Raw genomic sequence first — 23,434 nt, forward strand, 5'->3', positions numbered from 1 at the left:
GTTCCAGATTCACCCCCGAGAGGATCCGCCGCGATGACCACCGTTGACATGCCGCACAGCTCCAGGTCGGTTGTCCTCACTGTCTCCGGGGTCGTCGAGGAGACCTCCGACGCCCGGTCGCTGGTCTTCACCGTCCCTGACGAGCATCGCGGCAAGTTCGACTACAAGCCCGGCCAGTTCCTCACCCTGCGCATTCCCAGCGATCAGACCGGTTCCGTGGCCCGCTGCTACTCCCTCGCCAGCTCGCCGTTCAGCGACTCCGAGCCGAAGGTCACCGTGAAGCGGACCGTGGACGGATACGGCTCCAACTGGCTCTGCGACAACGTCAAGGCCGGCGACACCATCGAGGTGCTGCCCCCGTCCGGCGTGTTCACCCCCAAGTCGCTCGACCACGACTTCCTGCTCTGGGGCGCGGGCAGTGGGATCACCCCGGTGATCTCGATCCTCAAGTCCGCACTCACCGAGGGCACCGGCAAGGTGGTGCTCGTATACGCCAACCGCGACGAGAAGTCGGTCATCTTCGCCGACGAGCTGCGCGGCCTCGCGGCCCAGTACCCGACCCGCCTGACCGTCGTGCACTGGCTCGAGTCCCTGCAGGGCCTGCCCACGCCCGACCAGTTCGCCACGCTCGCCAAGCCGTTCGGCGGCTTCGAGTCCTTCATGTGTGGCCCCGGCCCGTTCATGGACACGGTCCACAAGGCGCTCGCCGAGGCAGGCGTCCCGCGCACCTCGGTGCACGCCGAGGTGTTCAACTCGCTGGCTGGTGACCCGTTCCAGGACGTCGAGCTCGAAGAGGTCACCGAGGAGGAGGCCGCCGACGCCGCCACCGTCGAGGTGCAGCTCGACGGCGAGACCCACACGATGAGCTGGCCGCGCAAGCAGACCCTCGTCGACATCATGCTGTCCAAGGGTCTCGACGTGCCGTACTCCTGCCAGGAGGGCGAGTGCGGCTCCTGCGCCTGCACCGTGCTCGAGGGCAAGGTCGAGATGGGGAACAGCGAGATCCTCGACCCCGAGGACATCGCCGCCGGCTACATCCTCGGCTGCCAGGCGCGCCCGATCACCGACCACCTCAAGATCGAGTTCTAGGCGCCGTTGCCGCCCGTGCGCGGTTACCGAGTCCCCACACTCGTCGGGCGCTCACGGGCGGCGTAGCCGCCGGTACCGCGCGCGGACGTCCGCATCCAGGTGCTCGGTGGCGTAGCTGAGCGCCGTGGCGCCCATCCCGGCGGCGTGTTCGTCGAGGAACCCGATGAGCAGCTCCCGGTCCACCCGTTTGCCCACTTCGCGCAGCATCCAGCCGAGCGCCTTCTGGGTGAGGTCGCGCCGGTCCTCGAGCAGGCGGGGCGCCAACTCCAGCGTGGTCGTCGCGTCGCCCCGGCGGATGAAGCCGAACGTGGTCAGTAGTGCCACCCGGCGACGCCACAGGTCGGGGTCCGCACCGAGTTCGTGGACCAGGTCTCGTGGCCGGTCGAACAACCAGCCGCCGAGCACGATCACCGCAGAGGTGTCGACCAGGTCCCAGTTGTTCACCCGGCCCCGGAGCACGGCGGCCAGATAGAAATCGGCGATCCGTTCGCGCTCGGCCTCGTCGCGCTTCCGCGTCCCTGAGGCCCGCGTGAACCGGCCGTTCAGGATCACCAGAGCCGCCATGCGGTGCTCGTGCACCCCGCTGTCGAGCAAGGCGTCGACCTCGGCCAGCGGCAGGTCGACGAATCGCTTCGCCACCTGCCGGGTGGCGGGCACCCGCACCCCGATGAAGACGTCACCCTCGCCGTACTCCCCCGGGCCGGTCTTGAAGAACCGCTGTAGTTCGACGGCGTCGTCCGGGTTCGCCACCTGCGCCAACGCCCTGGTCACCGCCGCTGCATCGTCCATGCCCCGACCTTGCCAGAAGGCCGGGCGGAACGAATCCGAACCGACGGCGCCAGCTATTGATCGGCCGGTCAATCAGGGTTATACCTGAGGTAGCGGGGTTCCCTCGTCGAGGAGGCAGGAAATGAAGGCAGCAATGGCTCGGTGGCAGGATTGGGCCGCCGTGGTGATCGGCGTGGTCGTGGCTCTGTCCCCGCTGTGGATGGACACGAACGACGCCGCGATGTGGTCGATGATCGTGCTGGGTGCACTGGTGGCGGTCGCCGGGTTGGCGCACATGATGTCGGCAGAGATGCCGGCGCTCCCGTGGGCGATGGGTGTTCTCGGCGTGCTGATGTTCCTCTCTCCGTGGGTGATGGGCTTCGCCGACATGGCTGGTGCCGCCTGGACCTCATGGATCGGCGGAGTACTGACGGTGCTCACGGCGATGGCCGCGATGCCGGAGGGCTCGAGGCTGCACATCGGACACGGTGGTGGATTGGCGACGCATCACTGACGGACAGTCGATCCCTGACAGAATCAACAACAGTCCCGGACCGGGGCGATGGCCGACCGCCTCGCTCCATCCGGCCCGAAGCCCAGGCGCGTCGGCCGATCGCGCCTGACGAAACACGTGTGGAGGCAACCGAATGCCAGGTCCGCGCCAGCGCCGGACCGCCAGCGTGGATGGTGACGCGAGGGAATTGATCCTCGACGCCGCCGAGGAGCTCATCGCCGAGTCGGGTTTCGACGCGACCTCGACGGCGGCCATCGCGAAACAGGCGGGCGTGCCGAAGGGCCTGGTCTTCTACTACTTCCCGACCAAGTCGGCGATCCTGACCACGCTCATCGCCGAGCGACTGCCCGCGGAACCGCTGGCCGACGTCGCCGGCCTGGTGGTCACCGGCGAACCGGAGTCCACCCTGGTCAACCTCGAGGCCGCGCTCAACCTCAGGGACCACCACTCCTCGGTGATGCGGGTGATCATCTGGCGCGAGGCGGAGACGCACCCCGCCGTGCGCGCGCACCTGCGGCGATTTCGCACGTACCTCCACGATGCGACCGTCGAGGTCCTGCGCGCGAGCTCGCCGGTGGCGGTGTCCGCGCGGGTGCTCGATTCCTGCGCGACCACCTGGGTGGCCGCGATGTTCTCCGTCGCCAGCATCGACCGACTCCGCGATCTCGACGGCACCCGCGAGCACCGCGAGGACCTGGGCGGCGTCGCCCGCGTTGTGGCCGCGGGCCTCGAACAGCTCGGCGCGGCCGGTGCATAGCCGTGCGCGTGCCGCGAGCTAGCCGAGCAGGCGGCCCGCCTCGAACGCCGCCGCGCCTGCGGGCAACTCCCCCGGCCTGCCACTGAGCAGCACCGTCACCGAGCCGCTCCCACTCGCGTCGCGGCCGAGCGCGTCGATGCGCCGGAGCGTCTGGGCGGCGACCGCCTCCGCGCTGTCGAAGAGGGTGACCCCGGCAGGCAACTGGTCCGCGATCTCCCCGGCCATCAGCGGGTAGTGCGTGCAGCCGAGGACCACCCCGTCACAGTCGGCCGGGGTGCGCGCCACGGCGTCCGCGATCGCCTGCTTCGCCCGGTCGGTGTCGCCGAGGTCGATCGCCTCGGCCAGCCCGTGACACGCCACCCCGACCACGGCGGTGCCATTGGCGAACCGCTCGATCAGATCGGCCTGGTATCTGCTGGCGGTGGTGGCCGCGGTGGCCCAGATCGCGACCGAGCGGCTGGCCGCGGCCGCTGGCTTGATCGCGGGAACGGTCCCGATCACCGGAATCTCGTCGCCCAGTCGGGCCCGGACATGGTCGAGCGCGGTCACGCTGGCGGTGTTGCAGGGCAGCACGACGACCTCGGCACCCAGATCCACCGCGTGCTCCGCCGCCCCGACCACACGGTCGATGACCCACTCCTCGGGCTTGGGCCCCCAGTGCGCACCGTCCGGGTCGAGTGAGAGCAGCAGGTCCAGTTCGGGGCGCAGACGCCGCAACCAGGCCGACGTCGGCAGCAGACCGAGGCCGGAGTCGATGAGCGCAACAATCACCCGACAAATCTATCCCGACGCCGGGGCAGGGCCGTGCGCCGATCCCACCGAACCCGCGTCACCCGGCCCTGCCACGCTCCTCGCTCAGGCGCCGGAACATCGCGTTGGCACCGGTCCATGCGACCATCCGCTCCGCGAAACGGGGGGCAAGCGCACCGACGGACAGCAACGGGCGGACCGGCGCTCCGCTCTCGATGACCTCGGGCAGGTCGCGCCGGATCGCCTTCACCACCTTGTCCGCCACCTTCACTGTCGTGGTCTCGCCGATCACCCGATTGGACCGGAAGCCGCGTTCGACCATCCGCTGGTACATGCCGTCACCACCGATGAAGCCAGGACACACCACCGAGAAGCCGACCGGGGACTGCCCGTACTCGGCTCGTAGCGCCTGGGTGAGCCCGATCAGGGCCGCCTTGGTCGCGGCGTAGGGCTCGCAGTACGCGAGCCCGAACTTGCCTGCCATCGAGCTGATGAACACGACGTGGCCGCGCCCGCGCGCCAGCATGCCGGGCAGCACGTGCCTGGTGAGCAACATCGGCGCCGAGAGGTTGACGTCGACCATCCCCGTCAGCTCCTCGGGAGTGAGCGCGGTGAACGCCGCGACGTTCTCGACGCCTGCATTGTTGACCAGAACGTCGATCGGGCCGAAGGACCGCTCGGCGCGCTCGATCAGGGCCCCGGTCGCATCGAGATCGGTGAGGTCGGCCGGTACCGAGTCCGCCCGCACCCCGATCGCCCGCAGGGCCGTCGCGGTTTCGTCGAGGGCATCGACCCGCCTGCCGGTGATCACCACATCCATCCCCTCGCGCGCGAGCGCGCGGGCGATGACGGGACCGAGCCCACCGGTCGCCCCGGTCACCAGGGCGACGCGGCCTCGCAGCCGTTCCATGAACCCGAGCCTTCTCCGGCCACGGACCGGATGTCAACGGCTCCCGTCGGCGCCGCCTGCCGCGGAGCCGACCGCCTCGTTCATCGCCCCGAGAAATCTGGTCACCGCGGCCAGTTCGGCCTCGTCGAACTCTCCGATCGAAGCGATCATGCGCCCGATCAGCGGTCCGAAGAACGACCAGCCCAGATACTTCGCCTGTTCCTGCACCCGCAGCAGCACCCGGCGGCGGTCCCCGGGGTCCGGCGTCCTCCCGATGTGGCCCGCCCGTTCCAGCCGGTCGAGCAGGGCGGTGGTCGCCGCCGAGCCCAGGTCCAACTGCCCGCCCAGCCAGCCCGGCGTCGCGGCGATCCCGGCCCGGTCGGCGTCGAGCAGCGCGATGAGCGCGCAGAGGTCGGTCGCGTGCAGGCCGTTGCGGCTCGCGAACGCGGCACCGAAACGGTCCAGCTCGACCGTCAGCCTGCGCACCTCGTGCACGAGCCGCAATGCCGCGCCGGGGTCGTCGGTCGCGCTCACTGCGCTGCTCCCACGATCTACTCCTCGATTCGTATCTCTCGATGAACAATTATCTCTATCATCGAGATTATCTAAGGCCGAGAGAATCCGGGGGCGGTACATGGACGACGACACGCAGATCCGCACGAAAGGCCGGTTCGACGCCGCCTACGACGCAGTTCTCGCCCGATGGGACGGCGTGACGGCCCTGGAGACCACCTCCGAGTTCGGCGTCACCCGCGTGCACGCCTGCGGGCCGACCGGCGCACCACCTGTTCTCCTGCTCCACGGCGGGGGCGCCACCTCGACCGCCTGGTCCGCGGTCGCGACCACACTCGGCAGCACGCACCGGGTGTACGCCCCGGATCTGATCGGGGACGTCGGACGCAGCGTGCCCGGCTACCGGCGGCCGCGCACCCCGGCAGACCTGATGACGTGGCTCGACGCCGTACGCGCCGAACTCGGCGTGCCGCGGGCCACGCTGATCGGGCACTCCTACGGTGCGTGGATCGCACTCTCGTACGCGCTGAGCCACCCGGACCGGGTGAACCGGCTCGCCCTGCTCGACCCGTCGAACTGCTTCTCCGGACTCCGGGCAGGCTATGTGCTGCGGGCGCTCCCGATGTTGCTGCGCCCCAACGAGAGCCGGGCCCGGCGTTTCATCGAGTGGGAAACCCGCGGTCGGGCGGTCGACCCGGACTGGCTGACCGTCTACGCGCTCGGTGTCGCGGGGTCCCCTCGGCCGCGAGTCGTGCTACCGAAGCGCCCGTCCGCGGCCGCGCTCGGCGAGCTGCGTGTCCCGACCCTTGTCGCGCTCGCCAAGGACTCGCGTGCGATCGATACCGACCGGGTGGGCACGGCGGCACACGGAACCCTCTCGGACGTCCGGGTCGAGGTATTGCCGGACAGCAGTCACCACACCCTGCCCGGCAACGAACCGGGTCAGTTGACCAGGATCCTCGCGGAATTCCTTTCCTAGCAACTCTTCCCGGGTCAGCGCACCAACAGCATGCAGCCGGCGGCGGTCGCGCCGCCGATGCCGACGACGGCCACCTCGGGCGGGCCGTCGAGCTGGGCACTCGACGCTCCGCGCAGCTGGGACACCGCCTCGGCGACCAGCTCGAGTGCGGCCGATCGCCCCAGCCCCAACTGGCCGCCGTGTGGGTTGAGCGGTAGCGCGCCCGCCCGCGAGATCCGCTGACCCCCGGCGACGAACGCGCCCGCCGTCCCCGGCGCACAGAACCCGAGCGCCTCCAGCCACATCAGTGCCAGAAAGCTGAACTCGTCCTCGAACAGCGCGACGTCCACATTCTCGGGGACGAGTTCGGTACCTTCCCAGAGCCTTTCACCCGCATCGTGAATCGCCATCCCCGTCAGGTCGGCGCGCTGTTCCCATAGCGGGCTCGCGCTTCGCGCCGCCGCGACGGCCTCGACCGTGACCGCGGGTCCTGGCAGATCCTCCGCCGTGTCACCCGGGCTGATCAGCACGGCCGTCGCCCCTCCCGCGGGGAGCGCGCAGTCGTGCGCGCAGAGCGGGTCGGCCAGCATCGGGGCGTCGAGATACTCCCGAAGCCCGATGCCCCGTCCGCCGTTTCGGCCCGCGGTCAGTGCGATCTGGGCCAACTCGACCCGGGTCAGCCCGAACGCCTCGATGTAGCTGCGCGCGGCGAGTGCGGTCGTCACCAGCTCCGTTCCGGCCCCGTAGGGTGCGTGCCACTGCGCCCACCCGGACACCGACGGCCGGCCGGAGAAACGCCGCGCGGCGGCTCGCGCGGGCGACGGCGGCTCACTCGCCTCGACACACAGCACGTGGGTGGCCAGGCCGGAGATCACCGCCGCCACCGCGGCCGAGACCGCAGCGAGTACGCCTAGCCGATCTGATTCCGCTGTGCGCCATGCAAGTTCGAGCCCGAGGGCGTCTGCGACGTCGACCACGTCCGGCAGCCCGCAGGTGACGAGGCCGTCGACCGCGCCGCCGGTCAGGCCCGCATCGGCCAGCGCCCCACGCGCGGCCAGTGCGGCAACACGAACATCGGCGGGATCTGGTCCGCGCGGCACCCGTCCGATCCCGCTGACCACGGCCCCGTGGGTGATCACGACACGGCCTCCAGCCGATCCTCCGGCAGCTCCAGCTCTTCGATCTCGGCGAACGGCAACCAGATGTCGCCGCCGAGATGCTCGAAGTACAACCGGATGGGCATGTCGACGCGCAGCGCGCCCGGCTCGGTTCCGGTGAGGCCCAGCAGCAGCCGGATCCCCTCCTCGAGCTCGACCACGGCGACGAGGTAGGGGCTCCGCTCCTGCGCACCCGGGTCACGGACCTCGGTCCAGGTGAGCAGCACGCCCTTTCCCGTGACCGGCTCGACGGTGAAGTCGGCAGACCAGCAGTGCCTGCAGCACCGCGACGGCGGGAACGACCAACGCAGGCAGTGCACACACCGCCGCACCGACAATCGCCCGGACGCGCCCGACGTCCAGTGCGCGGCGGTCAGATCCGTCAGCTCAGGCAGTGCCCGCTGGTCATGGACCATGCATTCACGTTAGACGCCCGCGGCCTCGAGCACCTCGGTGATCGGCACGCCGCTCGCGATCTTCGCCCTGGTCTTCATCACCGCTCCAGCGAGACCGCCACCGACCACGGCGACGAGAATGCCGTCGCGCTCGTAGTACGCGAGGAACTTGCGGCCGTCGTCGCGGATCAGGTGCACGGTGTCCGTTGCGGACGGCTCGCCGAGCGCCTGGATCTTGACGTTGTACTGGTCGCTCCAGAAGTACGGGACCTGGCCGGGGCCCGCGGGGGCGTCGGCACCGATCAACGCCAGCGCAAGCGCCTTGGCCTGGTCGCCCGCGTTGGTCCAGTGCTCGACCCGCCGATGGCCGTCGGCATGGCGCCAGGCGGCGACGTCACCGACCGCCCACACGTTCGGATCACTGGTCCGGCCGCATTCGTCGGCGAGCACGCCGCCGCCCGCGCGCGGCTCGGCGACCTGCACGCCCGACCCGTCCAGGAGCTCGGTGACCGGGACGGACCCGATACCGATGACCACGAGGTCGGCCGCGACCTCGGTGCCGTCGGAGAGCACCGCGCCGGTGACCCGGCCCTCCCCGAGCAGGGCGGTGAGGCCGACCCCGGTGCGCAGGTCGACCCCCTCCTCGCGGTGCAGGCGGGCCACGAGGCCGCCGATCCGCTCACCGAGCACGGAGGCCAGCGGGGTGGGCTGGGGCTCGATCAGGATGACGTTCATACCGCGGGCGCGCATGCTCGCGGCGAGTTCACACCCGATGAACCCGGCCCCGACGATGAGGGCGGTGCGGTCGGGGGCGAGCTCGGAACGCAACGTCATCGCGTCCTCGAACGAGCGCAGCACGTGCACGCCGCCCAGCTCGGCCAGACCGGGGATCCGGCGCGGGACGAGCCCGGTGGCGACCACCAGGTGGTCGTAGTCGACGGTCGATCCGTCGGCGAGGGTCACCGCGCGGGCGCCGGTGTCCACGCCGGTCGCCGCGACGCCGAGCCGCAGGTCGATGCGCTGCTCCTCGAAGAACTCGGCCGGCTTGAGGGTGACGTCGTCCTGCTCACCTCGGACGACCTCCTTGGACAGCGGGGGCCGGTCGTAGGGCAGGTGCGGTTCCGCGCCGATCAGCGTCAGTTCACCGTCGAAGCCCGCCCGCCGCAGTTCCTCGGCGGTCCGCAGACCGGCCAGCCCGGCACCGACGACGACGACCCGTCCAACGCTCATCCCGCTCAACCTCTCACCCGATGGATCGTTGTGCGCCCACGTGGGCCACGCACACTTCATACCAAACTGACACGTGTTCTAGATAGCGTGCCCTAAGGGGCCGAGGAATGCCACACCCTCGAGATCGCGCCGGACCACACGGCCGACGCGATGACGGTCAGCCGACCCCGGGAACCGGGACCTGCGCGCCGGTCACAGCGGCCGAGGAATCGCCGCACAGAAATGCGATCACCTCGGCGATCGCCTCGGGTGCGACCCAGCCCTTGCGGCTCGACCCGGGTTGGCTCGCCCGGTTGCCTGGGGTGTCGATCACCGAGGGCAGTACCGCGTTCGCCCGGATACCCTCGTCGCGGTACTCGACGGCCAGGGCGCTGATGAACGCCCAGACCGCGGCCTTCGACGTGACATAGCCCGATGCGCCCGAGAACGGCGCAAAGGCCGCCTTGGTGGACATCGCGACCACCGACCCGCCGCCCGCGTCGATCAGGAACGGCAGCGCCGCCTGGGTGCACAGGTAGAGCGGGCGCAGGTTCAGCCGCAGCATGGACTCGAAGTCCTCGATCGGACTCTCGTGGACCCGCGCGCCACTGGCAAAGCCGCCGACCAGGTTCACCACCGCGCGCAGCGGCGCCCGCTCGTCGCCTCCAGCCAGAGCGGCCACCTCCGCGACACTCGCCGGGTCGAACAGATCGGCGCGACTGAGGACGAGGCTCGGGTGCGGGTCCAGACGCTCGACCTCCTTCTCCGCGATCCACGGAACCACCACACGCCACCCGTCGGCGAGCAGCCTCCCGGTCACCGCGACTCCGAGCCCACCGGTGCCGCCGGTCAGGAGCACGCTCCGTCCTGATTCGGTCATGATCCGCATCCTTCCAGAGTTGTTGTCGGGCTTGGAGTCTCGCGCGCGGCTCCGATCACCTCGCGTCGAACTCGGAGATCAGCCAGCGACCGTCCACCTTCCGCAGCCCCACTTCGGCGCCGACGCGTGTGTCGACCGGCGCCTGCTGCTCCGCTGTCGTCGTCGACTGGTCGAGGAACACCAGCACCTCCGCGCTGTCGTCGGTCATAGAGGTCAGCCCGGTCGCGGTGACCGTGGCCGTCGCGGTGATCTTCTTGTCCGTCGCCGCAGGCACGATCACCCGCTGCGCGAGCCGATCGTGATAGTCCTTGAACTCCCCGGTCAGCAGCTCGCGCGCGGCGGCCATGTCCGTGAAAACGGTCTCCGGCGTGTAGGTCAGCAGCGCCTTCGCACCGTCGGCGGCGGCCTGCTGGGCCTCGGCCCTTGCCCGATCGTCCACCCGTTGGTCCGGCCGGTACTCGGCGAAGTACAGGAACCCGGCCAGCGCCGCCAGCACCAGGACCCCTGCGGTCAGTCCGACCATCAGCCTTCGCTGCGCACTCACGCCAGGTACTCCACCCTCGAGATCTTCGACCGTTCCCCATCGACGGTCACCCGGAGCCGCTGGACCCGCTGCTGGTCCTTTGCCCCGGTTCCGTTGCTGACCCGCGAGGAGACCTGGACCAGAACCGTGGCGGAATCGCCTGCTTCCGTTTCGATACCGGCGACGGCGGACTCACCGACCGTGGTCACCTTGGCGTCCCGCACCACCGTGATGAAACCCTGCGAGCGTCGCTCGAAATCGTCGTAGAACTCACCCGTCGCGCCGTCCAGCACCCGCTGCACGGCGGCCTCGGCGTCGTTGTGGTCGATGGTGGTCAGGTTCAGCGCGCCCTCCCTGGCGACCCGCAGAAAGGTCTCCCGTTGGGACTGCAGCTCCGTAGCCGAACGGTGTTGCCAGAGCATGACTCCGCACGCGGTCGCCAGGAGCACCGCGACCACGGCGAGCAGCGCCGTTCCCGCGGCGAGCGCTCGCCTCGGGCGGGATCCGGCCGCGGCGGCGGGCGACGTGACCCCCGCGGGGTCCGGCGTGCCCGGGTCTCGTGCCATCGGGTTACATCCTTCGTCGACGATGCGTGGACTGCTCCACGTTAGGTGAATCGACGCACGGGCGTCGCGGCGCGCCAACAACTCACTAGAGTTGAGTGCGTGACCACCGATCCGAACAGGGGCATCGCCCCAGTGCAATACGGCACCTCCACCACCGAACTGGTGAGCTCGCAGGGGCGCACGATCATCGCCGACGCGGTCGTGGCGAAGATCGCCGGTATCGCCACCCGGGAGATCAGCGGGGTGTTCGATGTCGGCGGCGGCACCGCCCGCGTCGTCGGGGCGCTGCGCGACCGGATACCGGGGGCGCGCGTCAACCACGGTCAGGGCGTCGCCGTCGAGGTGGGCGAGAAACAGGCCGCCATCGACATCGGCATCGTCGCCGAGTACGGCGTCGCGCTGCACGAGCTGGCTGCCGGCATCAGGCGCAACGTGATCGCGGCCGTGGAGCGGATGACCGGGCTCGAGGTCACCGAGGTCAACATCACCGTCTACGACGTCGTCCTGTTCGACGAGAACGAGCAGCCGGGCGAGACCGACGGCAGACCGAGAGTCCAGTGACACAGGAGCGGAGCCCGCGGAGCTCCCCGGCAGCGCAGGAGCGGAGCCCGCGGAGCTCCCCGGATGAGCCCGCAGAGCTGATCGCCGACGCCGTGCTCGCGGTACCCGGGGTCGCCGGGCTGCACGGCGGCATGTTCGGTGAGGTCGCGACGTACCTGCCGGGCAAGCGGGTGCTCGGGATCGCGCTCGGCGAGGACTCCTGCGCCGTCCACATCAGCGTGCGCTACCCGGCACACGTCGTCGAGACGGCGGAGCGGGTTCGCGCGGCGCTCGCCCCGATGCTCGACGTCCCGGTCGATGTCACGGTCGAAGATGTACTCACGGAGAGGACAGCGCCATGAACAGCACAGTCGTCGGTCTGATCGCCGGTCTACTGCTCGCGATCGCCGTAATCCTCGGCGGTTTCAGCGGTTTCGTGTTCGCAGTGCTGTTGGGTGGATTCGGAATGGCCATCGGCGCCCACCGCGACGGGCACGTCGATCTCGGCGCGCTGCTGCGGAGCCGGGGCCGTGGCTGAGACCACGGGCGAAGCAGGCGCGGCATACGGCGCGGATGCCGACCTGGACGACGAGCGCAGCACCAGGGGCCAGCTGATCATCAAGGACCGAGCGGTCTCACGGATCGCGGTGGCGGCGGCGCTACAGGTGCCGGGGGTGGTCCGCCAGCGCGGCGGGCTGTCCCGGCTCACCGGCCGCGACCTGCCGCGAGCCGAGGTGTCGATGGGCACCGAGTCGGTCGCTGTCACGCTGTACATCGCGGTCGCATGGCCGTGCCCGATCGCCCTGCTCTCCCGCGAGGTACACCGCGAGGTGGGTGATCGCATCGCCGCCCTCAGCGGTCTGCCGATGGACCAACTGCACGTCGTCGTCGCCGCGGCGGTACCAGCCGCGGCACCGGAGGGGGCCGAGGTCGACAGCCAGCAGTTCGCGGCGCCCGGCGCCGCCCTGGCACCCCTTGTCCCGTCGCGGGCACCGATCACCCGGCCCGCAGCAGCCCCGGTCGCGCTGCTCTTCGCCTGCGCCCTGCTGGTGCTGTCGGTACTGGCCGGTCGCGAGTTCCTGATCGCGCACGAGGTCATCGCTCCCGCCGCGTGGCTGCGCAATTCGATCGAGTGGTCCGCACGTCAGCACTGGCAGCCGTGGATGGTGCCTGCCGCGGTCGCGGCCGTGTTCGCAGGCCTGGTGCTGATCTTCGTGGCGATCAAGCCGCGGATCCGCACCCATCTCCCGCTCGGCCACGCGGGATCGGCGGTGGTGTGGATGCGTCCGATCGATGTGGCGCGGATGTGCAGCGCGCACGCGCGCACCGTCGCGGGTGTCCGGTCGGCGCAGACCATCGTCGACGGCAGGCGGACCACCATCAGGATCTCCCCGGACGGTGAGGTCGCGGCCCCCGCGCTCGAATCGGCCGTACGCGACGCGGTGGAGCCGGGGCTGGCCACACTCGCCTCGCCGCGGCCGCTGCGCGTCCGGATCGGCAAGGTGCGATCGTGAGACGCCGCACGTCGGTCATCGACCGATCGATAGCCCTCGGCGCAGGCCTCGCCCTGGTCGCGGCCGGCGCGCTGGCCCTGACCTGGAACATGGACCTCGATGTGTCCCAAGAGTTCTGGCGCCGGTTCGACCGGGCCGAGTACGCGGCGATACCGACAAGGGACTGGTGGCCGACGCTGCTCGGCGTGGCGTGCGTCGCGAGCCTCGTCGCCGGGGTGACGTTGCTGGTGATCAACCTCAGGCGCGGCCGGACCTCGACGGTGCAGATCGGGGAGGTCCTCGGCGAGTCCGATCTGTCGGTCGACCTCGCGCCGATGGCGGTCGGGCTGGCCTCGGAGCTGTCCACCCTGCAGGGGGTCCGCTCCGTGCGGGCCGCCGCGGTGGATGATCGCGGGCTGCTGACCCTGCGAGTGACGGTGGTCGCCGATCCGGCGGTCGATATCGCGGAGTTCACCCGCGACGCGGAGTCCCTTGCCAGGTCCATGGCCGCCGCCCTGCCCGATGCTCCGGTCGCCACACAGGTGCTACTGCACCTCGACCGCGCCGATCTGCCGGTCTGACCGGACCCTTCCCCATCCTCGGGTACCCCGGCCGCGCCCAAAAGGGCGACGGCCCGGGTACCCGCACGCCCGGCTGATGGACGATCGTCCCTCGGGCCGGATGTCCCGACACAAAAAGCCGAATGGCGCCCACTCCCGAGGGAGTGAGCGCCATTCGGCTTTGGTACTGCTAGATCATCTGGTGATGCTAGATCACTTGATGATCTTGGTGACGCGACCGGCGCCGACGGTACGTCCACCCTCACGGATGGCGAACCGCAGGCCCTCGTCCATGGCGACCGGCTGGATCAGCTTGACGGACATCTCGGTGTTGTCACCGGGCATGACCATCTCGGTGCCCTCGGGCAGGGTCACGACGCCCGTAACGTCCGTGGTACGGAAGTAGAACTGCGGGCGGTAGTTGTTGAAGAACGGCGTGTGGCGGCCGCCCTCGTCCTTGGACAGGATGTAGGCGTTGCCCTCGAACTCGGTGTGCGGGGTGGTGGTGCCCGGCTTCACGACGACCTGGCCACGCTCGACATCTTCGCGCTTGATGCCACGAACCAGCAGACCGACGTTGTCGCCCGCCTGGCCGGAGTCGAGCAGCTTGCGGAACATCTCGATGCCCGTGACGGTGGTCTTGGTGGAGGTCTCCTTGATGCCGACGATCTCCACCTCCTCGTTCACGTTGATGACGCCACGCTCGATACGACCGGTCACAACGGTGCCACGACCGGTGATGGTGAAGACGTCCTCGACGGGCATGAGGAACGGCTTGTCGGTCTCACGGACGGGGTCCGGGATCGAGTCGTCGACGGCCTGCATGAGCTCGAGAACGCTCTCGCCCCACTTGGCGTCGCCCTCGAGCGCCTTGAGCGCCGAGACCTTCACGACGGGAGCGTTGTCGCCGTCGAACTCCTGCGACGACAGCAGCTCGCGGACCTCCATCTCGACGAGCTCGAGGATTTCCTCGTCGTCGACCATGTCGGACTTGTTGAGCGCGACCAGGATGTAGGGAACACCAACCTGGCGGGCCAGCAGCACGTGCTCGCGGGTCTGCGGCATCGGGCCGTCGGTGGCCGCAACCACGAGGATGGCGCCGTCCATCTGCGCCGCACCCGTGATCATGTTCTTGATGTAGTCCGCGTGGCCCGGGGCGTCGACGTGCGCGTAGTGGCGCTTCTCCGTCTGGTACTCGACGTGGGAGATGTTGATCGTGATACCACGAGCCTTCTCCTCAGGCGCCTTGTCGATCTGGTCGAAGGCCGAGGCCTCGTTCAGATCCGGGAACTTGTCGTGCAGGACCTTGGTGATCGCTGCAGTCAGCGTGGTCTTGCCGTGGTCAACGTGACCGATGGTCCCGATGTTGACGTGCGGCTTCGTCCGCTCGAACTTCGCCTTCGCCACTTGATGGCCTCCTGTTGTCTTGCTTGCGGTATGCAGCAGTGCGGTTGTTTGTTATTCGGTCGTGCTCAGCTGGTGAAAACTCGCCAGCGGTCTTGCTCCCAGCCGGTATTACTCGCCGGTCGCCTTGGCGATGATTTCCTTCGAGACGTTCGCGGGAACCTCTGCGTAGGAATCAAACACCATGGAGAAGTTCGCTCGACCCTGGGTCTTCGACCGCAGGTCACCGATGTAGCCGAACATCTCCGAGAGCGGAACCAGCGCCTTCACGACACGGGCACCACTGCGTTCCTCCATGGCCTGGATCTGGCCACGGCGGGAGTTCAGGTCGCCGATCACATCGCCCATGTACTCCTCGGGCGTGGTCACCTCGACCGCCATGAGCGGCTCGAGGATGACCGGACCGGCCTTGCGGGCGGCTTCCTTCAGTGCCTGAGAACCGGCAACCTTGAAGGCCATTTCGGACGAGTCGACGTCGTGGTACGCGCCGTCGAGCAGCGTCAGCTTGAGGTTCACCAGCGGGTAGCCGGCGAGCACGCCGTACTGCATGGCGTCCTGCGCACCGGCGTCGACGGAGGGGATGTACTCACGCGGAACGCGGCCACCGGAGACCTTGTTGTCGAAGGTGTACGGCTCGCCTTCCTCGCCGATGTACGGCTCGAGCGCGATGATCACCTTTGCGAACTGACCCGAACCACCGGTCTGCTTCTTGTGGGTGAACTCGTGCTTCTCGACCGCCTTGGTGATGGTCTCGCGGTACGCGACCTGCGGCTTGCCGACGTTGGCCTCGACCTTGAACTCGCGACGCATGCGGTCGACGAGGATGTCGAGGTGGAGCTCGCCCATGCCGCCGATGACGGTCTGGCCGGTCTCCTCGTCGAGCTCGACGGAGAAGGTCGGGTCCTCTTCGGCCAGCTTCTGGATCGCGGTGCCCAGCTTCTCCTGGTCGGACTTGGTCTTGGGCTCGATCGAGACCTGGATGACCGGGTCAGGGAAGCTCATGGACTCGAGCACGATCGGGCTGGCCTGATCGCAGAGGGTGTCACCGGTGGTGGTGTCCTTCAGACCGATCATCGCGTAGATGTGGCCTGCCACGGCCTCGTCGACCGGGTTCTCCTTGTTGGCGTGCATCTGGAAGAGCTTTCCGATGCGCTCCTTCTTGCCCTTGGTGGCGTTGAGCACCTGGGCACCCGGATCGATCCGGCCGGAGTAGACGCGAACGAAGGTCAGCTTGCCGAAGAACGGGTGCGCGGCGATCTTGAAGGCCAGGGCCGAGAACGGCTCGTCCTTGCTCGGCTTGCGCTTGAGGATTTCCTCTTCGTTGTTCAGCGCGTGACCCTCGACCTCGCCGATGTCCAGCGGGGTCGGGAGGTAGTCGATGACCGCGTCGAGCATGGGCTGAACGCCCTTGTTCTTGAACGCGGAGCCACACAGCACCGGGTACAGCTCGGAGTTGACCGTCATCTTGCGGATGGCGCCCTTGATCTCCTCGACCGTGAGCTCCTCGCCGCCGAAGTACTTCTCCATGAGAGCTTCGTCGGACTCGGCAACGGTCTCGAGCAGCTTCTCGCGGTACTCGGCGGCCTTGTCGGCCAGATCCGCGGGGATCTCCTCGATGGTCGGCTCGGCACCGGTCGGCACAACGCCGCGCCAGGTGATGGCGCGCATCTCGACCAGGTCGACGACGCCGTCGAAGTCGTCCTCGGCACCGATCGGCAGCTGCAGGACCAGCGGCTTCGCGCCGAGGCGGTCGATGATGGTCTGGACCGTGAAGTAGAAGTCCGCGCCCATCTTGTCCATCTTGTTGACGAAACAGATGCGCGGGACGTCGTACTTGGCGGCCTGACGCCAGACCTGCTCGGACTGGGGCTCGACGCCCTCCTTGCCGTCGAACACGGCAACGGCGCCATCGAGCACGCGCAGCGAGCGCTCGACCTCGACCGTGAAGTCGACGTGGCCCGGGGTGTCGATGATGTTGATCTGGTTGTTGTTCCAGAAGCAGGTCACGGCGGCAGACGTGATCGTGATGCCGCGTTCCTTCTCCTGCTCCATCCAGTCCGTCGTCGACGCACCGTCGTGCGTCTCACCGATCTTGTAGTTGACACCGGTGTAGAACAGGATGCGCTCGGTGGTGGTGGTCTTGCCGGCATCGATGTGCGCCATGATGCCGATGTTGCGGACCTTGTTCAGGTCGGTCAGCACTTCCTGTGCCACAGGATTCTTCCCCGCTCGTAGCTCGTGTCGGTCCTTCGCGGACCACGTCTTTTTGTGTTGTCAGCCGGCCCGCGAGGAACCGACACATAGTGACAACGCCGGTGCGGCACATTGAGTGCCGCCCCGGCGCCAGATCACCAGCGGTAGTGCGCGAACGCCTTGTTGGCTTCAGCCATCTTGTGGGTGTCCTCGCGACGCTTCACGGCTGCACCGAGGCCATTGCTGGCATCCATGAGCTCGTTGGCGAGACGCTCGACCATGGTCTTCTCACGACGTGCACGCGAGAAGGTCACCAGCCAGCGCAGGGCCAGCGTGGTGGAGCGGCCGGGGCGAACCTCGACCGGCACCTGGTAGGTGGCGCCACCGACACGGCGGCTGCGCACCTCGAGGGCGGGCTTGACGTTGTCCAGCGCGCGCTTGAGGGTGACGACCGGATCGGTGCCGGTCTTCTCGCGCGCCTGCTCGAGGGCTTCGTAGACGATGCGCTCGGCGGTGGACTTCTTGCCGTCCAGGAGGATCTTGTTCACGAGCTGCGTGACCAGCGGCGACCCGTAAACGGGGTCGTTGATCAGCGGGCGCTTGGGAGCGGGGCCCTTACGTGGCATTAGCTCTTCTCCTTCTTGGCGCCGTAGCGGCTGCGTGCCTGCTTGCGACCCTTGACACCCTGGGTGTCGAGGGAGCCGCGGATGATCTTGTAGCGAACACCCGGGAGGTCCTTCACACGACCGCCACGGACGAGCACCATCGAGTGCTCCTGCAGGTTGTGGCCCTCACCGGGGATGTACGCCGTGACCTCGACCGAGCTGGTCAGGCGGACACGCGCGACCTTACGGAGCGCGGAGTTCGGCTTCTTCGGGGTGGTGGTGTACACGCGGGTGCACACGCCACGACGCTGCGGGCTTCCCTTCAGGGCAGCGGTCTTGAGCTTCGCGACCTTGTCGCGACGCCCCTTTCGGACCAGCTGGTTGATGGTTGGCATATACCGGCTTTCTTCTGTCGGCCGACCTGCGCTGGGCAGGCCTGGCCGGTGTGTAATTAGGGATCTAGCAGTTGGAGCAAGAAAACGCTGCTCCTCACCCGTCCCTCGACCCCGAGGTCGGGCGTGTCGCATACCCCCACACAGGCAGCCGAATGCTCGTCTCTGAGGAGAGCGCGCGCGCGGCCTTACCTTGCTAGGCACACAAATCGACCCGGGCAGGCCGGGCACGACCCACAACGATACCCGGCGGCGCGCCTTCAGGTCAAAGCGAGCCGATCGGTGGTAACGGCACGAGCCGGGTCACGACAGGGCCACCGGTTCCTGCTCCCCCGACCGCCTGCGGTGCAGGACCGAATCGAGGTCCGCGGCCCACTGCTTGATCAGTTCGGCCCGCCGTTTGGAGTCGTCGGTGAGCACGTCGGCCAGACCGAGTCCGCGCGCAAGGTCGAGCGTGAGCTGGACCCATCGGTGCGCGATCAGGTCGCCGTCCTCGACCCCGAGCATGGCGACCGCCGTCCGGTGCGCAACCCGACCGAACTTCTCCTCCAGCGGCAGCACCCGCTCCCGCAGCGCCGGGTCCGAGGCGGCGGCGGTCCACACCTGCAGGGCCGCCTTGAAGAGGGTGCCGGTGTAGTACTCCACCAGGCGCGTGACGATCGCCTCGGTGCGGCCAGGCCCGGCGGGCAGGCCGGTGGCCTCCAGGCGGGCGGCCTCCATCCGGCTGTCGAACATGAACTCGAGCGCTGCCGTGATCAGGTCCTCGCGCGTCGGGAAATGATGCTGGGCGGCGCCGCGGGAGACACCGGCACGCTTGGCGACAACACCGACCGTGGTCGCGGCCCATCCCTGGTCGGCCAGGCAATCGATGGTCGCCTCGAGCAACCGCTGCCGGGTCAGCCGGCTGCGGTCCTGCTGCGGCTCACGCATTAACCACACCCCCATACACATGCGGACGACTCGGCAGTAACGTTATAATTTTGTTACCTTTCGCACATTTACCTTGTGCACGTCCCGGCGTCGCCGGTACGAAGGTTAGCGGTGCTACTGATGCGCCCCTATGAGAATCAACCGACACCACCAAGGAGCACATCATGGGTTCTGCAGAGATCATTCCGTTCCTCGACTTCGCCTCCGACTTCACCGGCGCGGTCAGCGACCTGACCGGCGCGCTGAGCTTCTTCGCGGGCTCCTCGGACGCGCTGCCCAAGTAAGCGTTCACCGAAACCCGACAGGACCCGCGCTCGACTCCTCGAGCGCGGGTCCTGTCGTATCCGGCCACCTCTTACTCCTCGACTTCCTTGCTATTCGCTCGGCGCCCAGGCAGGCGGGCGGCGCTGGAAGAAAGCGGTCATGCCCTCGACGGCCTCCGGCGATCCGAACAGTCTCGCCGACTGGGCGGCGAGCTCTTCACCGTAACGGTCGAAGTCGGCGAGCATCCGCACGGTGGTGAGCCGCTTCGACTCGGCCAGCCCCTGCGGGGACGCCAGCGCGAGTTCCGCGCAGACCTCCGCGACGGTCACCGCGGTGTCCTCCGACGCGATGGTGATCAGGCCGAGACGCTCGGCCGCGGCCGCATCGAACTTCTCGCCGGTCAGGAAGTAACGGCCCGCCGCGCGGGAGGTCATCCTCGGCAGCACCGTGAGCGAGATGATCGACGCCGCCAGGCCCAGCCGCGCCTCGGTGAGCGCGAAGGTGCTCGACGGTCCTGCGACCGCGACGTCGCACGCGCCGACCAGTCCCATGCCGCCCGCACGAACGTGACCATCGATCCGGGCGATGATCGGCTTCGGCAGTTCGAGGAACTCTCGCAGCAGCTCGGTCATCTGAGCCGTGCGGCCCGCCGCCAGCTCCGCCGGGTCGGCGTCCGGCGCCCCGCTCGCCTCCGACAGATCCGCACCCGCGCAGAAGGTGCCGCCGGTGTGGGTGAGCACCACCGCGCGGACCGAGTCGTCGGCCGCCGCGTCCGCCAGCGCCTGCCGGAGTTCGCCGACCAACCGTGAGGAGATCGCATTGCGGTTGTGCGGCGAGTCCAGGGTTACGGTGGCGAACCCGCCCGCGACCTCGGAGCGGACGTACGGCGCGCTCGTCTCGGGACCCGTCATGATCAGTACGACCTCGGCAGCCCGAGCGAGTGCTGGGAGACGAAGTTGAGGATCATCTCCCGGCTCACCGGCGCCACCCGCGCGATCCGAGCCGCCCCGAGCATGGCGGCCAGGCCGTACTCCTTGCTCAGCCCGGCGCCACCGTGCGTCTGGATGGCCTGGTCGAGCGCCTTGATGCTCGCCTCGGCCGCCGCGTACTTCGCCATGTTCGCGGCCTCGGCAGCGCCGAAGTCGTCGCCGCTGTCGTAGAGGACCGCGGCCTTCTGCATCATCAGCTTGGCCAGCTCCAGCTCGATCTTCGCCTGGGCGAGCGGATGCGCGATGCCCTGGTGCGCCCCGATCGGGGTCTTCCAGACGATGCGCTCCTTCGCGTACTTCACGGCGGCCTCGATCGCGTACCGGCCGACGCCGATCGCCATCGACGCACCGAGGATCCGCTCCGGGTTCAGGCCTGCGAACAGCTGCATGAGCGCGGCGTCCTCCGATCCGACCAACGCCTCACCCGGCACCCGGACCTCGTCGAGGAACAGCGTGAACTGGTGGTCCGGCTCGATGACGTCCATTTCCATCGGCGTCTTGACGAAGTTCTCGGTGTCGGTCGGCACGATGAACAGGGCCGGCTTGAGCTTGCCGGTCTTGTGGTCCTCGGTCCGCGCCACGATCAGCACCGCGTCCGCCTGGTCCACGCCCGAGATGAAGATCTTGTTCCCGGTCAGGATCCAGTCCGCGCCGTCGCGGCGGGCCGTGGTCGAGATCTGGTGCGAGTTGGAGCCCGCATCGGCCTCGGTGATCCCGAAGGCCATGATCTTGCTGCCGTCGGCCAGGCCCGGCAGCCACTGCTGCTTCTGCTCGTCGGTGCCGTACTTACCGATGATGGTGCCGCAGATCGCGGGCGAGACCACCACGAGCAGCAGCCCAGCGCCGTGCGCGGCCAGCTCCTCCTGAACCAGGGCGAGCTCGTAGATGCCCGCTCCCCCGCCGCCGTACTCCTCCGGCAGGTTGACCCCGAGGAAGCCGAGCTTGCCCGCCTCGTTCCACAGCTCGGTCAGCGGCTCGCCCCTGCGCGACCGCGGCAGCACGTAGTCGACGTAGTTGAAGCGCTCGCCGAGCTTGGACACCGCCGCGCGCAGTGCCTTCTGCTCGTCGCTCTCGATAAAACTCATGCCGATTCCTCTTCCGTCTCTTCAGGTTCAACAATGGCAAGGACAGACCCGACGTCGACCTGCTGGCCGACCGCAACCGGGAGCTCGACGAGCACACCCGACGCGGGGGCGGTGATGGTGTGCTCCATCTTCATCGCCTCGAGCCAGACGATCGGCTGGCCGAGGGTGACCGAATCGCCCTGTGCGGCGCCGAGGCGGATGACCGCGCCCGGCATCGGCGCGAGCAGCGAACCCGCGGCGACGATCGTCGCCGGATCCACGAATCGCGGGGTCGCGGTCAGTGCGACGGGTCCGAGCGGCGAGTCGACGAACACCTCGTCGCCGTACCGGGCGACGTCGAAGGTCCGGCGCATGCCCGCCACCTCCAGCACCACCGCATCCGGGGTGGAGGAGACCAGCGCGACGTGCTCGAAGCCCTCGGCGCGGAGGCCGCCGCGCCCGAGCAGGTACCGGATGTCGTACTCCCCCGACGCGCTGGCGTACTGCTTGAGCTGCGGCTGCGACGTCAGGTTCCGCCACCCGCTCGGGATCCGGCCGTCGACCCGCGCCGCCGCCCGGTTCGCCGCGGCATCGGCCAACGCCGCCGCCAGAGCGGACAGCGCCTCGGCATCCGGATCGGCCAGCGGCCGCGCGAGGGTATCGAGCCCGTGGGTGTCGAAGAACGCGGTGTCGGTGTCCCCGGCCAGGAAGGCCGGGTGCCGCAGGATGTTCACCAGCAGGTCCCTGTTGGTCCGCAGTCCGTGCAGCGCGGTGCGGGCCAGCGCCCCGGCGAGCAACTGCGCGGCCTGTCCTCGGGTCGGCGCGAACGAGATGACCTTGGCGAGCATCGGGTCGTAGTGCACCCCGACGACCGAGCCGGCCACAACGCCGGAGTCCAGCCGCACGCCCTGCCGGTCGAGGACCGCGAATTCCTCCACGGCACCGGGGAGTTCGATGCGGTGCACGGTCCCGCTCTGCGGCTGCCAGTTCTTCGCCGGGTCCTCGGCGTAGAGCCGGACCTCGATCGAGTGTCCGCGCAGCGCCGGGGGCTCGGCAGGCAGCGCGACGCCCGCCGCGACCTGCAACTGCAGCTCCACCAGGTCGAGACCCGTGGTGCACTCGGTCACCGGGTGCTCGACCTGCAGCCGGGTGTTCATCTCGAGGAAGAAGAACTCGCCACGCTCGTCCGCCAGGAACTCGACGGTGCCCGCTCCCTCGTAGCCGATGGCATTGGCCGCCATCCGCGACGCCTCGAAGAGCCGCTCACGCATACCGGGGGTCCGCTCGACCAGCGGCGACGGCGCCTCCTCCACGACCTTCTGGTGCCTGCGCTGGATGGAGCACTCGCGCTCACCCACCGCCCACACCGTGCCGTGCTTGTCGGCCATCACCTGTACCTCGATGTGCCGCCCGGTCTCGAGGTACCGCTCGCAGAACACCGTCGGATCGCCGAAGGCGGACTGCGCCTCGCGGCGGGCCGCCTCCAGCTCGCCCGCCAGCGCCGACAGGTCGCGCACCACACGCATGCCGCGTCCGCCGCCACCCGCCGACGCCTTGATCAGCACGGGCAGGTGTGCCTCGGTGACCTCGTCTGGCGCGAGCTCGGCGAGGACCGGAACACCCGCGGCGTCCATCAGCTTCTTGGACTCGACCTTGGAGCCCATCGACTCGATGGCCTTGACCGGGGGGCCGACCCAGGTCAGGCCCGCGTCTTCGACAGCCTGCGCGAATCCCGCGTTCTCCGAGAGGAATCCGTACCCGGGGTGGATCGCATCCGCCCCCGCGGCACGCGCCGCGTCGATGATGAGGTCGGCGCGCAGGTAGGTCTCGGCAGGGGTGTTGCCGGGGAGCCGGATCGCCGCGTCTGCCTCGGCCACGTGCGGGCCCGCCGCGTCTGCGTCGGAGAACACCGCGACGGTGCCCATGCCGGCCCGACGCGCGGTCGCGAACACCCGCCGTGCGATCTCGCCGCGGTTTGCCACCAGGACGGACCGGATCGCCGGTCCGAGCGAAGCGATAGGGGAAGTCATCA

Annotated in this window: 27 protein-coding genes; 9 read left to right on the forward strand and 18 right to left on the reverse strand. The window is 69.0% G+C overall.

The features are described 5' to 3' along the window. Positions 1-33 precede the first annotated feature (33 nt). Entirely contained in the window at positions 34-1,089 is a 1,056-nt protein-coding gene (locus RM1_RS08880) for a ferredoxin--NADP reductase (RefSeq protein WP_027500599.1), read from the forward strand. A gap of 51 nt (positions 1,090-1,140) precedes the next feature. Here the strand turns inward: RM1_RS08880 and RM1_RS08885 are convergent, their stop codons facing one another. Further along, positions 1,141-1,878, reverse strand: coding sequence for a DNA alkylation repair protein (locus tag RM1_RS08885; protein WP_072750959.1), 738 nt, complete (start codon positions 1,876-1,878; stop codon positions 1,141-1,143). Between the two features lie 121 nt (positions 1,879-1,999). On the opposite strand from RM1_RS08885, the gene RM1_RS08890 reads away from it, so the two are divergent. Both RM1_RS08890 and RM1_RS08895 read left to right on the forward strand, forming a co-directional pair. After that, positions 2,000-2,371, forward strand: a complete 372-nt coding sequence (locus RM1_RS08890) for an SPW repeat protein (RefSeq protein WP_027500601.1) — start codon at positions 2,000-2,002, stop codon at positions 2,369-2,371. 133 nt (positions 2,372-2,504) lie between these two features. Further along, positions 2,505-3,128 carry a TetR/AcrR family transcriptional regulator gene (locus RM1_RS08895; RefSeq protein WP_072750960.1) on the forward strand — a complete coding sequence of 208 codons (624 nt, stop codon included), beginning with the start codon at positions 2,505-2,507 and terminating at the stop codon, positions 3,126-3,128. A gap of 18 nt (positions 3,129-3,146) precedes the next feature. On the opposite strand, the gene RM1_RS08900 is transcribed toward RM1_RS08895, so the two are convergent. The 3 genes from RM1_RS08900 to RM1_RS08910 are packed head-to-tail and all read right to left on the reverse strand — an operon-like array spanning position 3,147 to position 5,301. Then, positions 3,147-3,899: a glutamate racemase gene (locus RM1_RS08900; protein ID WP_072750961.1), complete on the reverse strand. Its 753-nt coding sequence runs from the start codon at positions 3,897-3,899 to the stop codon at positions 3,147-3,149. A gap of 58 nt (positions 3,900-3,957) precedes the next feature. Next, the gene (locus RM1_RS08905; protein ID WP_072750962.1) at positions 3,958-4,788 is read right to left on the reverse strand and encodes an SDR family NAD(P)-dependent oxidoreductase; all 831 of its coding nucleotides are present in this window, start codon (positions 4,786-4,788) and stop codon (positions 3,958-3,960) included. 33 nt (positions 4,789-4,821) lie between these two features. After that, entirely contained in the window at positions 4,822-5,301 is a 480-nt protein-coding gene (locus tag RM1_RS08910; protein ID WP_072750963.1) for a MarR family winged helix-turn-helix transcriptional regulator, read from the reverse strand. Positions 5,302-5,401: 100 nt separating this feature from the next. Between RM1_RS08910 and RM1_RS08915 the strand changes: the two genes are divergently transcribed. Then, positions 5,402-6,259: an alpha/beta fold hydrolase gene (locus RM1_RS08915; RefSeq protein ID WP_072750964.1), complete on the forward strand. Its 858-nt coding sequence runs from the start codon at positions 5,402-5,404 to the stop codon at positions 6,257-6,259. 14 nt (positions 6,260-6,273) lie between these two features. Here RM1_RS08915 and RM1_RS08920 read toward each other — a convergent pair whose 3' ends face one another. The 6 genes from RM1_RS08920 to RM1_RS08945 form a co-directional block, all read right to left on the reverse strand. Next, entirely contained in the window at positions 6,274-7,377 is a 1,104-nt protein-coding gene (locus RM1_RS08920; protein ID WP_083576612.1) for a thiolase C-terminal domain-containing protein, read from the reverse strand. Next, positions 7,374-7,811 carry a Zn-ribbon domain-containing OB-fold protein gene (locus RM1_RS08925; protein WP_072750966.1) on the reverse strand — a complete coding sequence of 146 codons (438 nt, stop codon included), beginning with the start codon at positions 7,809-7,811 and terminating at the stop codon, positions 7,374-7,376. Before RM1_RS08925 ends, RM1_RS08920 begins: the two co-directional genes overlap by 4 nt. Positions 7,812-7,820: 9 nt before the next feature. Further along, a complete protein-coding gene (locus RM1_RS08930; RefSeq protein ID WP_037176045.1) occupies positions 7,821-9,020 on the reverse strand; it encodes an NAD(P)/FAD-dependent oxidoreductase in 1,200 nt (399 codons plus the stop codon). Between the two features lie 157 nt (positions 9,021-9,177). After that, positions 9,178-9,879, reverse strand: coding sequence for an SDR family NAD(P)-dependent oxidoreductase (locus tag RM1_RS08935; protein WP_072750998.1), 702 nt, complete (start codon positions 9,877-9,879; stop codon positions 9,178-9,180). Positions 9,880-9,934: 55 nt separating this feature from the next. Then, complete coding sequence (locus RM1_RS08940; RefSeq protein ID WP_083576613.1) at positions 9,935-10,423, reverse strand: Rv1363c family protein; 489 nt, start codon at positions 10,421-10,423, stop codon at positions 9,935-9,937. Further along, positions 10,420-10,968 carry an Rv1363c family protein gene (locus tag RM1_RS08945; protein WP_072750967.1) on the reverse strand — a complete coding sequence of 183 codons (549 nt, stop codon included), beginning with the start codon at positions 10,966-10,968 and terminating at the stop codon, positions 10,420-10,422. The genes RM1_RS08940 and RM1_RS08945 overlap by 4 nt, the downstream gene beginning before the upstream one ends. Before the next feature lie 99 nt (positions 10,969-11,067). On the opposite strand from RM1_RS08945, the gene RM1_RS08950 reads away from it, so the two are divergent. The 5 genes from RM1_RS08950 (at position 11,068) to RM1_RS08970 (ending at position 13,582) form a co-directional block, all read left to right on the forward strand. Beyond that, the gene (locus RM1_RS08950; RefSeq protein WP_072750968.1) at positions 11,068-11,529 is read left to right on the forward strand and encodes an Asp23/Gls24 family envelope stress response protein; all 462 of its coding nucleotides are present in this window, start codon (positions 11,068-11,070) and stop codon (positions 11,527-11,529) included. Between the two features lie 77 nt (positions 11,530-11,606). Further along, positions 11,607-11,870: an Asp23/Gls24 family envelope stress response protein gene (locus RM1_RS08955; RefSeq protein WP_072751000.1), complete on the forward strand. Its 264-nt coding sequence runs from the start codon at positions 11,607-11,609 to the stop codon at positions 11,868-11,870. Then, complete coding sequence (locus RM1_RS08960) at positions 11,867-12,046, forward strand: DUF2273 domain-containing protein (protein WP_072750969.1); 180 nt, start codon at positions 11,867-11,869, stop codon at positions 12,044-12,046. Before RM1_RS08955 ends, RM1_RS08960 begins: the two co-directional genes overlap by 4 nt. After that, complete coding sequence (locus RM1_RS08965; protein WP_072750970.1) at positions 12,039-13,022, forward strand: DUF6286 domain-containing Asp23/Gls24 family envelope stress response protein; 984 nt, start codon at positions 12,039-12,041, stop codon at positions 13,020-13,022. The genes RM1_RS08960 and RM1_RS08965 overlap by 8 nt, the downstream gene beginning before the upstream one ends. Then, a complete protein-coding gene (locus tag RM1_RS08970) occupies positions 13,019-13,582 on the forward strand; it encodes a hypothetical protein (protein WP_072750971.1) in 564 nt (187 codons plus the stop codon). Before RM1_RS08965 ends, RM1_RS08970 begins: the two co-directional genes overlap by 4 nt. Positions 13,583-13,774: 192 nt before the next feature. On the opposite strand, the gene tuf is transcribed toward RM1_RS08970, so the two are convergent. The 8 genes from tuf to RM1_RS09010 all read right to left on the reverse strand — a co-directional run bounded on the left by tuf (position 13,775) and on the right by RM1_RS09010 (position 23,432). Beyond that, entirely contained in the window at positions 13,775-14,968 is a 1,194-nt protein-coding gene (tuf, locus tag RM1_RS08975) for an elongation factor Tu (protein WP_027500617.1), read from the reverse strand. Positions 14,969-15,076: 108 nt separating this feature from the next. After that, positions 15,077-17,179 carry an elongation factor G gene (fusA, locus tag RM1_RS08980; protein WP_027500618.1) on the reverse strand — a complete coding sequence of 701 codons (2,103 nt, stop codon included), beginning with the start codon at positions 17,177-17,179 and terminating at the stop codon, positions 15,077-15,079. 134 nt (positions 17,180-17,313) lie between these two features. Continuing rightward, positions 17,314-17,784 carry a 30S ribosomal protein S7 gene (gene rpsG, locus RM1_RS08985; protein WP_027500619.1) on the reverse strand — a complete coding sequence of 157 codons (471 nt, stop codon included), beginning with the start codon at positions 17,782-17,784 and terminating at the stop codon, positions 17,314-17,316. Then, a complete protein-coding gene (rpsL, locus tag RM1_RS08990) occupies positions 17,784-18,158 on the reverse strand; it encodes a 30S ribosomal protein S12 (RefSeq protein ID WP_027500620.1) in 375 nt (124 codons plus the stop codon). Before rpsL ends, rpsG begins: the two co-directional genes overlap by 1 nt. A 300-nt stretch (positions 18,159-18,458) precedes the next feature. Next, positions 18,459-19,085, reverse strand: a complete 627-nt coding sequence (locus RM1_RS08995; RefSeq protein ID WP_072750972.1) for a TetR/AcrR family transcriptional regulator — start codon at positions 19,083-19,085, stop codon at positions 18,459-18,461. Positions 19,086-19,459: 374 nt separating this feature from the next. Beyond that, the gene (locus RM1_RS09000) at positions 19,460-20,260 is read right to left on the reverse strand and encodes an enoyl-CoA hydratase family protein (RefSeq protein ID WP_072750973.1); all 801 of its coding nucleotides are present in this window, start codon (positions 20,258-20,260) and stop codon (positions 19,460-19,462) included. A gap of 2 nt (positions 20,261-20,262) precedes the next feature. Continuing rightward, a complete protein-coding gene (locus tag RM1_RS09005; RefSeq protein ID WP_072750974.1) occupies positions 20,263-21,423 on the reverse strand; it encodes an acyl-CoA dehydrogenase family protein in 1,161 nt (386 codons plus the stop codon). Further along, entirely contained in the window at positions 21,420-23,432 is a 2,013-nt protein-coding gene (locus tag RM1_RS09010; protein ID WP_072751001.1) for an acetyl/propionyl/methylcrotonyl-CoA carboxylase subunit alpha, read from the reverse strand. The genes RM1_RS09005 and RM1_RS09010 overlap by 4 nt, the downstream gene beginning before the upstream one ends. Positions 23,433-23,434: the final 2 nt, after the last annotated feature.

Origin of the sequence: Rhodococcus maanshanensis NBRC 100610 (genome assembly GCF_001894865.1) — a bacterium.
In the GTDB taxonomy this organism is placed as follows: Bacteria; Actinomycetota; Actinomycetes; order Mycobacteriales; family Mycobacteriaceae; genus Rhodococcus_G; species Rhodococcus_G maanshanensis.

What these genes read in the sequence shown, in the direction of transcription:
- rpsL (WP_027500620.1), bottom strand. Translation starts at nt 18,158, where the DNA reads ATGCCAACCATCAACCAGCTGGTCCGAAAGGGGCGTCGCGACAAGGTC.
- RM1_RS09010 (WP_072751001.1), bottom strand. Translation starts at nt 23,432, where the DNA reads ATGACTTCCCCTATCGCTTCGCTCGGACCGGCGATCCGGTCCGTCCTG.
- RM1_RS08905 (WP_072750962.1), bottom strand. Translation starts at nt 4,788, where the DNA reads ATGGAACGGCTGCGAGGCCGCGTCGCCCTGGTGACCGGGGCGACCGGT.
- RM1_RS08945 (WP_072750967.1), bottom strand. Translation starts at nt 10,968, where the DNA reads ATGGCACGAGACCCGGGCACGCCGGACCCCGCGGGGGTCACGTCGCCC.
- RM1_RS08995 (WP_072750972.1), bottom strand. Translation starts at nt 19,085, where the DNA reads ATGCGTGAGCCGCAGCAGGACCGCAGCCGGCTGACCCGGCAGCGGTTG.
- RM1_RS08930 (WP_037176045.1), bottom strand. Translation starts at nt 9,020, where the DNA reads ATGAGCGTTGGACGGGTCGTCGTCGTCGGTGCCGGGCTGGCCGGTCTG.
- RM1_RS08885 (WP_072750959.1), bottom strand. Translation starts at nt 1,878, where the DNA reads ATGGACGATGCAGCGGCGGTGACCAGGGCGTTGGCGCAGGTGGCGAAC.
- RM1_RS09000 (WP_072750973.1), bottom strand. Translation starts at nt 20,260, where the DNA reads ATGACGGGTCCCGAGACGAGCGCGCCGTACGTCCGCTCCGAGGTCGCG.
- RM1_RS08880 (WP_027500599.1), top strand. Translation starts at nt 34, where the DNA reads ATGACCACCGTTGACATGCCGCACAGCTCCAGGTCGGTTGTCCTCACT.
- rpsG (WP_027500619.1), bottom strand. Translation starts at nt 17,784, where the DNA reads ATGCCACGTAAGGGCCCCGCTCCCAAGCGCCCGCTGATCAACGACCCC.
- RM1_RS08925 (WP_072750966.1), bottom strand. Translation starts at nt 7,811, where the DNA reads ATGGTCCATGACCAGCGGGCACTGCCTGAGCTGACGGATCTGACCGCC.
- RM1_RS08935 (WP_072750998.1), bottom strand. Translation starts at nt 9,879, where the DNA reads ATGACCGAATCAGGACGGAGCGTGCTCCTGACCGGCGGCACCGGTGGG.
- RM1_RS08960 (WP_072750969.1), top strand. Translation starts at nt 11,867, where the DNA reads ATGAACAGCACAGTCGTCGGTCTGATCGCCGGTCTACTGCTCGCGATC.
- RM1_RS08895 (WP_072750960.1), top strand. Translation starts at nt 2,505, where the DNA reads ATGCCAGGTCCGCGCCAGCGCCGGACCGCCAGCGTGGATGGTGACGCG.
- RM1_RS08915 (WP_072750964.1), top strand. Translation starts at nt 5,402, where the DNA reads ATGGACGACGACACGCAGATCCGCACGAAAGGCCGGTTCGACGCCGCC.
- RM1_RS09005 (WP_072750974.1), bottom strand. Translation starts at nt 21,423, where the DNA reads ATGAGTTTTATCGAGAGCGACGAGCAGAAGGCACTGCGCGCGGCGGTG.
- RM1_RS08890 (WP_027500601.1), top strand. Translation starts at nt 2,000, where the DNA reads ATGAAGGCAGCAATGGCTCGGTGGCAGGATTGGGCCGCCGTGGTGATC.